Here is a 10962-nt window from a genome sequence, read left to right as displayed (position 1 = left end):
GATGTTTGGGCCAGTTGATACCTTCGGGACGCAAGGCATAGGCGGTGCGCACGACATCGAGGATATCCCAGCGCCCGCAATTGTTTTGCCATTCGCGTGCATACGGATCGATCAGATTGCGCCAGAACATGAAGCGCGTGACTTCGTCATCGAAACGGATGGTGTTGTAGCCGACGCCTATGGTGCCGGTTTGCGCCAGTTCACTTTCGATTTTTGCTGCGAACTGATATTCCGGTATGCCGCGCTCCAGGCAGACTTGCGGCGTGATACCGGTGATCAGGCACGATTGCGGATCGGGCAGGAAATCGTTGGCGGGCTGACAGTACAGCATGATGGGTTCGCCGATTTCATTAAGTTCGGCATCGGTGCGAATGGCGGCAAATTGCGCCGGCCGATCGCGACGCGTATTGATGCCGAAGGTTTCATAGTCGTGCCAGAGAAAGGTGTGCGTGGACATCGTGAATAATTGGTAAGTAGTAAGGCGGCGCCGGGTTAAGCCGATATTTGATTGCGCCCGGCTTCCTTGGCGCGATACAAGGCAGCATCGGCGCGTGTGATGAGATCTTCCTGATCGTGTTGTGCATCCAGCGTGGCGATGCCGAAGGAGGCGGTCAGGTGCGGCAGCGGCAAATGCATATCTTCAAATACAATTGCTTCACGCATGCGTTCGCACAGACGCTGCGCGACCATTTTCCCGGTCGCTGCATTGCTGTCCGGCAGGATGACGGTCAGCTCTTCACCGCCGTAACGCACGGCAAAATCGCTGGGACGCAATGCCGCGTTCAGTACGCCGGCGGCAATGCGCAAGGCATGGTCGCCCATCTGGTGGCCGTACTGATCGTTGAATTTCTTGAAGTGATCCAGATCGATCATGATCAGCGACAGCGGCCGGCCGGCATGGTGCGCTTCTTCGACCAATCCCGCCAGCTTGTCATTCAGCCAGGCGCGATTATACAAACCGGTCAAGCCATCCAGCATCGACAGCTGGCGATAGAATTCGCCGACTTTTTCGCGTCGCCGCAATTGTGCATTGGCTGCACGCAGACGGAAGGACAACTGGCGCAACAGATTGCGCGCCACGCCATCGACCTCATCGATCAGTTTCCATAAAGTGCGTGATGGAATGACCAGCAGATCGGTTTCTTCCAGTGCCATCAGGGTATTGGCATGTACCGCCTCGTCCAGCACCGATAATTCACCTATGCTTTCGCCGGGCAGGATTTTATCGCTACGCACCTGCTGCGTATCGTCGGCCAGCAGCGTGTTGCCCAGCGCGCCACGCAAGACCACGTATACGCACGCTGCGGCGCCATGCGTATTTGGCAGTGCCTCGCCACTCGATATCCGTTCTATTGCGCATTGTTCCAGCAGCGTGCCGACAGCCGGGTCGCTGACGCCATCGAATAAATGCAGCTTGTCTATCGTGTAAGACGAAGCGCCAAAATGCGTAATGTGTTCCAACTTCGTCTTTCTATTTTTCCGCCAGCAGTACGCGACTTACTTCATCGAACTGTAATTCCGTTTCATGAAATACCTGCAGATAAACTTCTTCACTCAGCTCCAGCCCTTCCCATGCGCTTGGCGATATTGGCGGCACCATGTCATCTTCCAGTCCGGACAGATCAAGAGCGTGCACGATGGCATTGGCAATATGCACGATGGAAGCGAGCGAATTGACTTTCTGCCCTTCCGGTTTGTGATGGCCGGCAATTGCAAAGCGGATCGTGTCGGAAAAATTCCAGTGTGCGGCCAGCGCTTCGCCTGCCATCGCATGATCCATGCCCATGATCGTCTGCTCGGCCTCCAGCCACTGACAATCATGCAGGTTGCGGTAGGCGATGACGGCATCGTATTCGCGACGGAAATACGTGACGAGCAGCAGACGGCCGATATCATGCAGCAGGCCGGCGGTAAATGCGTAATCCTGATTGACGTGCAGATGCCGCGCCAATACACGCGCACAGACTGCGGTTGCGATCGCATGTCGCCACATCGCGATGAAGTTCAATCCGGCGCAGTCGGACGAAGGGAAATAACCGGTTAATGCAGTTGCCGTGACTACATGCCGTACCGAATCCACGCCTATCAGCGTGATGGCTTGCTGAATCGTCGTGACCTTGGCCTGTACACCGTAAAAAGAAGAGTTGGCAAAGCGCAGCGTTTTGGCGGCGAGCGCCTGATCGAGCATCACCTTGCGGGTAATGATGTTGATATCGTCGTCATCGGGACCGATGTTTTTCATCAAATCCTGCACGATGGCCGGCAAGGCGGGCAGATCGCGAATCTGGTCAAGAACCCGCTGAAAATGCAGCGTGCTGACATTCGGCTCAGGAAGCTGGGACGTCATGACTGTCCTCCGAGGCGAAAGTCGCGTACATAGCGCTGCAGCAAAACATTGGCTGGACTATCGTCCAGTTTGCGAAAAAGCCGTTCGAGCCGTTGCTGGAAATGTGCGTGCTGTATCGCTTCTTCTTCCGGCGTTAATTCTCCCATTATGATTCTGAGCGAAACGACATCGTGCCTGCGCAGCGATTCGATGGTTTGCTCGGTCAGCGTTGCACCTTTCGGCAGCAATACCTGCCCTTGCAAATCGAGCAGGTCGTCCGACAGAACCATGCCGGGGCTTACTTCTGCTAGTGCAAGTTGAGTCTTGATGGTGGTCACGATGGCAATCTCATTTTTCTGATTTGAGACTAGCTTACCACCGGGCACAGGATGTATCTATCTGGAAATAGTTTGCGTGTTGTATATGCAGACGCAGGGCGGAAAGTACGTACACGGTGCGATACGGAAAAAGAGAAACACTGCGCTTGCAACATGCTGGCCGCGAGTTACACGCAGTACCTGTCGCGCCCCAGATTTTTTGCCTCATACAAGGCAGCGTCTGCGCGGCGTAGCAGTTGCGCCCACGAACACTCGATATTTTGGGGCACAATGGCCATGCCGACGCTGATTGTCACTGGATGGACGCCGAGAAAGTGGTATTCATGCATCGCCTCGACCAAACGCTGGCCGATTTGCGCGGCACCCTGGCTATCGACGCCGGGCAGGATAATCAAAAATTCTTCTCCGCCATAACGCCCCACCAGATCGATGGAACGACAGGCTTGCTGCAGGACGGCGGAAACTTCTGTAATGACGGTATCACCGGCGTCATGGCCGAATTCATCGTTAAAGTGTTTGAACAGATCGATGTCGATAAACGCGATCGCCAATTCACGTTGCAGACGGATAGCCAGATCCAATTCGCGTTCGCCAGCCGCCACAATGGCACGGCGATTGAAGAGCTTGCTCAATTCGTCATGCGTTGCCAAATGACGGTTTTCTTCGACCGTACGCTCAAAATACAGCAGCAGCAAACCGATCGAGAACAGTACCGTGCCGACGGTAGGAATCAGGTAAGTCACGATGACTTCCCGGGTGGAGAGTGTAGTAACCGGCAGGCCCTGGCTGATATAAATCACCGCGATGCCGATTTTCAGGATGTAGCTGATCATCAGCAGCATGATTGCGCCTTGCACCAGGCTTTGGACAAAAGTGCGTGGCGAACCGCCTTGTCCTTGCCAGATCGCCTGGAAGCTTAATGCGAGCAGGATCAATGTGGTAACGGAATACAGGATGGAGCGCTGGGCGGCTGTTGCATCGAGATACAACAGTACGCTAAGTATCAGCAGGAATGCGGCAAAAATACCCCATCCCCATTTGGGCGGCTGCTTTTTATAAAAAACAAGGATGCCGTGCCATTGATAAATCAGGCCGGCCATGATCAGGCCGATACCGCTCAGTAGCGCGAAAGCACGAGGCAGGCGATTGTTCAGGATTGCGATCAATACACCAAGCGCGATCAAGCTGCCGGATATGGCCCAGTAGCGCGTGCATTTGTCGGTGGGTGCAGCAAAGAAAACCCCGGCCATTACCAGTGCAATACAAAATTGCACAAGAATCAGTACGGTACCAGCGGTCAGTGCATCCATGATGGTGCTATCCGGAACTAATAAGCATGCCGAAATTTGCAGGCTTGAAACAAGTCTAGCTGATTCTTGATAGAAATATTGTTAATTATTGTGCCGAAAAAAAGTAAAAAAACAGTAGCCGCAAACCTCAATCCAGGCAGCGCATGACGTGCGTATTCGGGTGCTATTGTCCTGTGTGAGGGTGAGGGGGTAGGATGCTGAAATCACTTCCAGCCGGAGTCATCATGTTCAAGTCTTTTATTGCCGCCCTTGCTGCTGCGCCTATGTTCCTGCTTGCCATGCCGGGGTTTGCCGCAGGCAATATCAAACCCGGCTTGTGGGAAATGACGATGCAATCGGACATGATGAAAAACATGCCGAAGATGTCGCCGGAGCAAATCCAGCAAATGCGCAAGATGGGGGTAGATGTCACACAACTGCAAAGCGGCACCATCGTCAACAAGATATGCATCACGAAGGAAATGGCCGAGCGCGATGAAGTGTCGCAGATGAATGCAAAGGAAACCGGCTGCGAGCTTAAAAATATGCAACGCAGCGGCACGACTCATACGATGGATATGGTGTGCAACGGCCCTGCGATGAAAGGCAAGGGTACGATCAAAACCGTCTATGCCAGCGACCAGAGCTTCAGCACCAGTTCGACATTCAAGGGCACTGTTAGCGGCAGGCCGGTCGATGATCGCCACGACAGCAGCGGCAAATGGCTGGGTGCCAACTGCGGCTCAATCAAACCGATGCAGGATCCGCTGCAGAAAAAATAAGAGGTCGGGAACGAGGGAAGAGGCGCATGCCGCGGATGGCGACTTATTCTTCTTCCGGCATTGCGTACGCATACGCACGCAAATCGGCCAGGCTGACAATTTGCAGAACCGTCTGATTGGTGCTTTCCAATACCACTTTGGGCGCCACGCCGGCGCGCCATGCTTCCACCCAGCGATTGGCGCACAAGCACCATTGATCACCCGGTTTCAAGCCAGGGAAATTCCATTCCGGTCGCGGTGTGGACAAATCATTTCCGCATCCCTTGCTGAATTCCAGAAACGTTGCCGTCATCACGGTACAAATAATATGCGTGCCGACATCCTCTTCATTGGTTTTGCAGCAGCCATCGCGGAAATATCCGGTCAGCGGCTTGAAAGAGCAGGGCACCAGAGGTTCGCCGAAGACGTTTTTGGCGATGGGTAGAGTAGCTTGCGTCATAGAAAATTTGCTGGATACGGCATGATAGGGTCGCGCCTGAGTATGCAACTATACGCGCAAACAGGCGGCAAAGTCAGCACGGTTTGCGCTGACTTTAATGTATGCAAGAGCGCAGCTTCAATCGTGCTGGCGCAGGCTTTGTTCCATATCTTCCATCTCGATTTCGATTGCCTTGGTACTGATCGTTATTTCATGCAGCGACACCAGCAGCGACATCACAAGCATGAAAATGCTGAGGCCGAAAATGACTTTTGCGACCACAATCAGTTCGATAAAAACCAGCAACATGGACAGCGCGCACAGCAGAAAAGACATCACGCCCATCGCCTGCATGCGTCGTATCAGTAGCACGCGTTGGCGCAGGTTGGAAATTTGCCGGATTACTTCTTCTCGCGCGCCATCCTGATACTTGACGTGCAACTGGCGTATCAGTTGCGCCGTTACCAGGAAACGGTTGGTATAAGCCAGCAGCAAGAGGGAAATGGCGGGAAAGAGCAGGGCAGGAGTAGTCAGATCCATAGGTTCATTCATCTAGTAAGGGTTGGTCTAGAAAAGGGCATATCCGCGCTTGTGGCGCAGCATGATCAATCACACAAAAAGCACATCCGTCATGGTGGTAAACGGGTTGGCCGAATTGCGTAGCAGGAGAAAAGACTGGGTGTCCAGTATCAACCTGACGACAGTATCTGCCGATACTGTCGTGTCGCTATTGTAATGGCGAAGGCTGACGGCAGGATTACATCGCGGGGTTGCGTTTGACAAAAAACAGGCCCGCACCAATCGCCATCAGCAAGCCGCCAAAGAAGCGATTCTGTTTTTTCAAGGCGCGTGCATCACGGAGGAAGCGTTGCATTGCAGAGGCTGCCAGTGCATAGCCGTGCATCACGATCACATCGATAGTGCACATCGTTACCGCCAGAATCAGCAGTTGCGGCAACAACGGCGCATTCTGCACAATAAACTGCGGCAAGACCGCCACCATGAAAATCACGCCTTTGGGATTGGTCGCGTTGGTAAAGAATCCAAGCAGGAAGCGCTTGCGCCAGCTTGGCACATGTGCCGGTGTCGCTGCCGGTGTTGCCACATCCGGTGCGACAGTCACTTTTGCACGCCACTGACTCCAGCCGAGGTAGATCAGATACAAGGCACCGACTGTCTTGACGATATTGAACGCGACTTCCGATGCCAGCAGCAGCGAGCCGACGCCGGCGCCTGCAATCAGCAACAGCAGGATCAATCCGGCCTGCAGGCCGAGGATCGTGCCGGTGGTTTTTTTCACACCGTATGACAAGCCATGCGACATGGACAGCACTGCACCGGAACCGGGAGAAACGGCGATAACGACAGCAGCAACAAGGAAGGTGAGCCAGAGGGTGAAAGTCATGATGGGCGATACGGTAAAGCGCACATGATAAACCTTGGCGGCGCGACCTGCTTTTCTCTGTGCGGCCAGATGACAGGAAAATGTCGATTATGCAAAATCGACAACGGGTATGGGCGAACAGTAGTTGTCCGACTAGGCGATGCGTGGCCTCTCCACAAATTTATCCAAATTGATTAAACTGGGATTGTCTGCCCTTGCATGCCTGCTTGTTACACGTCGGGGTGTAGCTCAGCCCGGTAGAGTACTGCGTTCGGGACGCAGGAGTCGGAGGTTCAAATCCTCTCACCCCGACCAAATGCCTGATCATGGTCTTCGCTTGTTGTGCGGGGGCAGGGCATATGTGTTGATCGTTGCCGGAAAACGATTGTGCAAGTCTTCACCACGGATTGGCAACAGACATCACGATCCCGGTAAAGACGGACCAATTCGGTGAGGCCTTGTTCAGGCCCTTGGCAACGCCAAAATCAAACGTCATTCGCTTGTTCAGACGATAGGCCATCGTGGTCAGTACTTCAGCGGTACTCGGTGCGCCGTTTTGCCGGGTGCCGGAAACTTCCACCAGTGCGCCCCATTTTTCTGTAATCGGGCTGGACAATGCAGCGGCCCAACCGGTCTGCATGCGACTGGTGCCTGCAATCAGCGCACCCATGCGGGTGGAGATGAGGTTCAAATCCATGTGAAGATCGCCGAAGTCCTGGCTGAAAATACCGTTGAGGGCGTAATCCTCCTTGCCGCTTCCTATGCTGTCTTTTGCGGTCGGTATTTTGGTCGATAATTCCAGCCCGAATGCCGTTGCATTGTCGATCAGGAATGCACGTTTGAGTGTGAAGTGGGTGTCGCCTGCGCCATGCGCGCGGCTACCGGCATTGCGCTCAGATACATAGGCCTCACCCCCAAGCATCACTCCCCATTCATCGCTGAATGGAATCGTCAGCTGATAAGGCAAGCCGTTGCGACGCAGTTCATTTGTCCTGGAAGAGATTGCTCCCATTTCGATTTCGATCTGGTCGGGCTCGGGCAGTTGCGCAGAGGAGGAAACGGCAGCACGATAGGGAATGGTTGCAGCACTATCATCCGCATGTGCGGCGGTGCAGTTCGCTGCGATCAACAAGATGGCAAAAGTTTTCATATGGGGTAAATCTGGATGCTTGTTGAGCGCAAGGTGAAGACAAGGGTTATATGCAATCGGGACGCGCGTCCATTTACCTCAACATCGCTATGAGCTTATAACTGCCTGCGAGCCCGAATGATACCGTTCCTGAACGAGTTTTGCGCAGCAAGATTCCAGATAAAGACACGGGATCGATCAGCAAAAACCGCCAGGGCGGTTTGCTGGTGATGTTTGCCGGATGCCGTCGCAACAGATTCAAACGCGCCGATTCGATATGAGCTTTATGTGTAATGTGATATCGAAAAAAACGGCATCAGCCGATGTTGCAACTTGCGCGATCAGGCTGAGAGCGGTGCAGCCATGTACGATCTTTCGGAAGCTGAAGAAGCCGTACAGAGCAGGCGCCCAAGCGAAGCGATCTCAGCGCAATGCGCCAGCCGTGATGCGTGTTGCAGCAGCGATTACGTCATCGCGTGGCGCGGCGTCTTTCTCGTTTTGCGTGAAGTAGATCACGGCCACGATGGGCGCACCACGATTTGCAGGCCATAGCACGCCTGCGTCGTTGGTGGTGCCGTATGAGCCGGTGCCGGTTTTGTCGCCAACGATCCAGTCAGTCGGCACACCTGCCAGCATGCGCTTGCCGCCGGTTGTATTTCCTTTCAACCATGCGACAAGCTGTTCACGTTGCGGCAACATCAACGCATTACCCAGTGTCAGTTCTTGCAGGCTCTTTTCCATTGCTGCCGGGGTCGTCGTATCGCGTGCGTCGCCGGGCAAGGCTGAATTCAATTCCGGTTCCCAGCGATCCAGCCGGAAGGTATCGTCGCCGATAGAGCGTGCATAGGAAGTCACCGCCGCCGGTCCGCCCAATTCCCTCATCAGGAAGTTTGCTGCCGCGTTATCGCTGTATTGCAAAGTGGCTGCGCACAGTTCGGTAATCGTCATGCCACTGGCCATGTGCTTTTGCGTAATCGGCGCATAACCGGATTTTGCAACTTCATCCTTGTTGTAGTGGATGCGTTTTTCCAGCAAGCCGCTATCTGTCGTGCTTTTCTGCAGGATGGCTGCGGCGACGATGGTCTTGAATGTGCTGCAAAAGGGGAAGCGTTCATCCGCGCGATAGTGCACGCGCATGCCGTTGCCGGTATTGATTGCGGCGACGCCCAGGCGTCCTTGGGCGGATGCTTCCAGCTTTGCCAGTTCACTATTTACAGTGCTGATCTTCTGATTGCTTGCGCAAGCAGGCATACCAATACCTGCAAAAGGCGTGGCGAGTGCGGCTAGCAAGAGTGAGCGTCTGTGTGTGGAATGGAGCATGATTTTTTGTGATGAACGATCTGTCTACGGGATGGAGCGCGTCTTTAGTCGGCAGTCCTGACGAACAAGGTTTCCAGCGGCGTATCGCCGACAACCCGACTGCGGTGGCCGTGCACGGCGCTGTCAAATGCAGCGCCTTCCGGCAGCAGATCATTGGAGAAAAAATGATCGCCCGCCTTGAAGATGCGTGCCGTTCCATCGCGCAAACCGATTTCCATTTGGCCACTCAATACCACCAGCCATTGCGCCGTCGTCGTGCAGTGGAAGTCGCTGCTCACGCCCGGTGGACTTTTTCGTACCTGAAATCCATTGGACGGAAAGAGGTCCGACAGCAAGGCCTTCGGCGAACCGTCCGGCAATGCGATGTCTTCTTCACGAAATTTCGCGAGGCCGTCAGTGTCGGTGTAGAGGACGATGTTTTTAAATGTGGTCATGGTTATTCGCAGTAATCAGGGAAAAGTAATTGTGTGGAATCAGGGCTATGGGTTTGTTGCTACGAGCGTGTATTCATCAATTCAATCATGTCAGTCAGATGATGCCGTCACGAATTCGATCATCACGCCGGATGTAGGCACGACAAATAATTGCCGTTCGCCGGTTACCGGTATTTCGGACGATTGATATTCAATATTTTCGCCTTGTAGCCTGGCGATGAGCTTGCTCCATTCAGTTTCATCTTCTACTCTGAACGCGATATGGTCGATGCGGGATGGTGTTTTGGCAGGTGGATGACTGGAATTGCTTTTCACCAAATGGATGACCGGCTTGCCGTCGTGATACAGCCAGTGACCGCCGAAGCGAAATGGCGGGCGATCTCCTTCAGTCAGTCCGACGATGTGGCAGAAGAAGTGGCGCACTTCTTCCAGTTGCGGCGTGACGATGGTGGCGTGATCGATTTTCATGCGCTTATTTTAAATGCTTGTCGTCAAATGTTACGGCTGACTTGTCTTCCTTCTTGATCCGGGAATACAGCGTACTCATTCGTACAGGAATAAGCTGTTAAATGCCCGGCCAGATCGAACTTGCAGCCATGCAGAATAATCTAATGCTTGCGGCATATGAAGTTTCAAATGGAGTGGTCATGCGAGGCAGTTTTTCCTTGCTCCATTCCGCACATGGCAGGCGAATCAAATGGACGAATCAGAAATCTTTATTGATCGCATGGACGCTGCAGAGCAGTTGGCGGCGAGCTTGCAGGAGTACCAGGGGCGCAATCCCTTGATACTGGCGATCCCACGCGGTGCGGTACCGATGGGGAAAGTGCTCGCGGAGCGCCTGCACGGGGAGCTGGATATCGTGCTGGCACACAAGCTGGCCAGCCCCTTCAATCCGGAGTTCGCGATTGGCGCCATCGACGAGACGGGCTGGGTTTATCTGTCGTCCCCAGATGAAGAAGATGAAGATTCGATCGCCATAACGGAAGAAATCAGGAAGCGGCAACTGGCTGAGTTACAGCAGCGACGTATTCTGTATGCACCCTTCATGCATCCCATCGATCCGCAGGGGCGAGTTGTGATCGTGGTGGACGATGGCCTGGCGACCGGTGCGACCATGATTGCCGCATTGCATTCAGTGCGTGCCAAAAAACCTGCCGAGCTGGTATGCGCGATCCCGATCGGCGCGTCAGACAGCCTGGAAAAAATCGAGCCGCTGGTGGACAAGGTGGTGTGTCTGCATGAGACATGGCAATTCGGCGCCATCAGCCAGTTTTATGCGCTGTTTTCTCAGGTGGACGATGAGGAAGTCAGCCAGATACTTGCCGCAGGCAGTGGTGCTACAGCGCCGAATTCATTGCCGAATGACTGAGTGATGATCTGGCCGCGTCTACGCGGCGACGAAGCGCTGCTGCAGATAGGCAATGATCTCGCGCGAGTCGTACAGCCAGCGCGTCTTGTTCTCTTCATCGGTGATTGTCAGGCACGGCACCTTGCTGCTGCCACCTTGCGTCAACAGGGCCTGGCGATTTTCTGTCGAAT

15 protein-coding genes and 1 tRNA gene are annotated in these 10962 nt (G+C 54.1%); 3 read left to right on the top strand and 13 right to left on the bottom strand.

Annotation, left to right across the window (positions count from 1 at the left end; translation table 11 throughout):
* From sbcB to ABWP27_RS10225, 5 genes are all read right to left on the bottom strand, one after another.
* Positions 1-457: exodeoxyribonuclease I (gene sbcB / locus ABWP27_RS10245; RefSeq protein WP_353156248.1), on the bottom strand; the 457-nt coding region annotated here is incomplete at its 3' end.
* 35 nt (positions 458-492) lie between these two features.
* Positions 493-1461, bottom strand: a complete 969-nt coding sequence (locus ABWP27_RS10240; protein WP_353156245.1) for a GGDEF domain-containing protein — start codon at positions 1459-1461, stop codon at positions 493-495.
* A 10-nt stretch (positions 1462-1471) separates the two neighbouring features.
* Complete coding sequence (locus ABWP27_RS10235) at positions 1472-2347, bottom strand: HDOD domain-containing protein (RefSeq protein WP_353156242.1); 876 nt, start codon at positions 2345-2347, stop codon at positions 1472-1474.
* A complete protein-coding gene (locus tag ABWP27_RS10230; protein WP_353156239.1) occupies positions 2344-2664 on the bottom strand; it encodes a hypothetical protein in 321 nt (106 codons plus the stop codon). The genes ABWP27_RS10235 and ABWP27_RS10230 overlap by 4 nt, the downstream gene beginning before the upstream one ends.
* 167 nt (positions 2665-2831) lie before the next feature.
* On the bottom strand, positions 2832-3974 hold the full coding sequence (locus ABWP27_RS10225; RefSeq protein WP_353156237.1) for a GGDEF domain-containing protein: 1143 nt from the start codon (positions 3972-3974) through the stop codon (positions 2832-2834).
* Positions 3975-4198: 224 nt separating this feature from the next.
* Here ABWP27_RS10225 and ABWP27_RS10220 point away from each other — a divergent pair, with 224 nt between their 5' ends.
* Positions 4199-4735, top strand: a complete 537-nt coding sequence (locus ABWP27_RS10220) for a DUF3617 domain-containing protein (protein ID WP_353156234.1) — start codon at positions 4199-4201, stop codon at positions 4733-4735.
* 43 nt (positions 4736-4778) lie between these two features.
* Here the strand turns inward: ABWP27_RS10220 and ABWP27_RS10215 are convergent, their stop codons facing one another.
* The 3 genes from ABWP27_RS10215 to ABWP27_RS10205 form a co-directional block, all read right to left on the bottom strand.
* Positions 4779-5174 (bottom strand): DUF2237 family protein, encoded by a 396-nt coding sequence (locus ABWP27_RS10215; RefSeq protein WP_353156231.1) that lies wholly within the window; start codon positions 5172-5174, stop codon positions 4779-4781.
* Positions 5175-5291: 117 nt separating this feature from the next.
* A complete protein-coding gene (locus tag ABWP27_RS10210; RefSeq protein ID WP_353156229.1) occupies positions 5292-5693 on the bottom strand; it encodes a DUF2721 domain-containing protein in 402 nt (133 codons plus the stop codon).
* A gap of 217 nt (positions 5694-5910) precedes the next feature.
* Complete coding sequence (locus ABWP27_RS10205; protein ID WP_353156226.1) at positions 5911-6558, bottom strand: LysE family transporter; 648 nt, start codon at positions 6556-6558, stop codon at positions 5911-5913.
* A 217-nt stretch (positions 6559-6775) separates the two neighbouring features.
* Here ABWP27_RS10205 and ABWP27_RS10200 point away from each other — a divergent pair.
* A tRNA-Pro gene (locus tag ABWP27_RS10200) sits at positions 6776-6852 on the top strand.
* A gap of 82 nt (positions 6853-6934) precedes the next feature.
* On the opposite strand, the gene ABWP27_RS10195 is transcribed toward ABWP27_RS10200, so the two are convergent.
* The 4 genes from ABWP27_RS10195 to ABWP27_RS10180 form a co-directional block, all read right to left on the bottom strand.
* Complete coding sequence (locus ABWP27_RS10195) at positions 6935-7687, bottom strand: transporter (protein WP_353156223.1); 753 nt, start codon at positions 7685-7687, stop codon at positions 6935-6937.
* A gap of 402 nt (positions 7688-8089) precedes the next feature.
* A complete protein-coding gene (gene bla / locus ABWP27_RS10190; protein WP_353156220.1) occupies positions 8090-8986 on the bottom strand; it encodes a class A beta-lactamase in 897 nt (298 codons plus the stop codon).
* A gap of 44 nt (positions 8987-9030) precedes the next feature.
* Positions 9031-9420 carry a cupin domain-containing protein gene (locus tag ABWP27_RS10185; RefSeq protein ID WP_353156217.1) on the bottom strand — a complete coding sequence of 130 codons (390 nt, stop codon included), beginning with the start codon at positions 9418-9420 and terminating at the stop codon, positions 9031-9033.
* Between the two features lie 90 nt (positions 9421-9510).
* Positions 9511-9888, bottom strand: a complete 378-nt coding sequence (locus ABWP27_RS10180; protein ID WP_353156214.1) for a VOC family protein — start codon at positions 9886-9888, stop codon at positions 9511-9513.
* Between the two features lie 229 nt (positions 9889-10117).
* Here ABWP27_RS10180 and ABWP27_RS10175 point away from each other — a divergent pair, with 229 nt between their 5' ends.
* The gene (locus ABWP27_RS10175; RefSeq protein ID WP_353156211.1) at positions 10118-10792 is read left to right on the top strand and encodes a phosphoribosyltransferase; all 675 of its coding nucleotides are present in this window, start codon (positions 10118-10120) and stop codon (positions 10790-10792) included.
* A gap of 18 nt (positions 10793-10810) precedes the next feature.
* Here the strand turns inward: ABWP27_RS10175 and ABWP27_RS10170 are convergent.
* On the bottom strand, positions 10811-10962 hold a 152-nt coding region (locus ABWP27_RS10170; protein WP_353156251.1), incomplete at its 5' end, for a glutathione S-transferase N-terminal domain-containing protein.

This window comes from Herminiimonas fonticola, assembly GCF_040395855.1.
Lineage (GTDB): Bacteria > Pseudomonadota > Gammaproteobacteria > Burkholderiales > Burkholderiaceae_D > Oxalicibacterium > Oxalicibacterium fonticola_A.
This window is presented reverse-complemented; position numbering and strand designations above follow the sequence as displayed.

Excerpts from the sequence above, each read along its gene's own strand:
- ABWP27_RS10235 (WP_353156242.1), bottom strand. The coding sequence starts at position 2,347 with ATGACGTCCCAGCTTCCTGAGCCGAATGTCAGCACGCTGCATTTTCAG.
- ABWP27_RS10225 (WP_353156237.1), bottom strand. The coding sequence starts at position 3,974 with ATGGATGCACTGACCGCTGGTACCGTACTGATTCTTGTGCAATTTTGT.
- ABWP27_RS10220 (WP_353156234.1), top strand. The coding sequence starts at position 4,199 with ATGTTCAAGTCTTTTATTGCCGCCCTTGCTGCTGCGCCTATGTTCCTG.
- ABWP27_RS10215 (WP_353156231.1), bottom strand. The coding sequence starts at position 5,174 with ATGACGCAAGCTACTCTACCCATCGCCAAAAACGTCTTCGGCGAACCT.
- ABWP27_RS10210 (WP_353156229.1), bottom strand. The coding sequence starts at position 5,693 with ATGGATCTGACTACTCCTGCCCTGCTCTTTCCCGCCATTTCCCTCTTG.
- ABWP27_RS10205 (WP_353156226.1), bottom strand. The coding sequence starts at position 6,558 with ATGACTTTCACCCTCTGGCTCACCTTCCTTGTTGCTGCTGTCGTTATC.
- ABWP27_RS10195 (WP_353156223.1), bottom strand. The coding sequence starts at position 7,687 with ATGAAAACTTTTGCCATCTTGTTGATCGCAGCGAACTGCACCGCCGCA.
- bla (WP_353156220.1), bottom strand. The coding sequence starts at position 8,986 with ATGCTCCATTCCACACACAGACGCTCACTCTTGCTAGCCGCACTCGCC.
- ABWP27_RS10185 (WP_353156217.1), bottom strand. The coding sequence starts at position 9,420 with ATGACCACATTTAAAAACATCGTCCTCTACACCGACACTGACGGCCTC.
- ABWP27_RS10180 (WP_353156214.1), bottom strand. The coding sequence starts at position 9,888 with ATGAAAATCGATCACGCCACCATCGTCACGCCGCAACTGGAAGAAGTG.
- ABWP27_RS10175 (WP_353156211.1), top strand. The coding sequence starts at position 10,118 with ATGGACGAATCAGAAATCTTTATTGATCGCATGGACGCTGCAGAGCAG.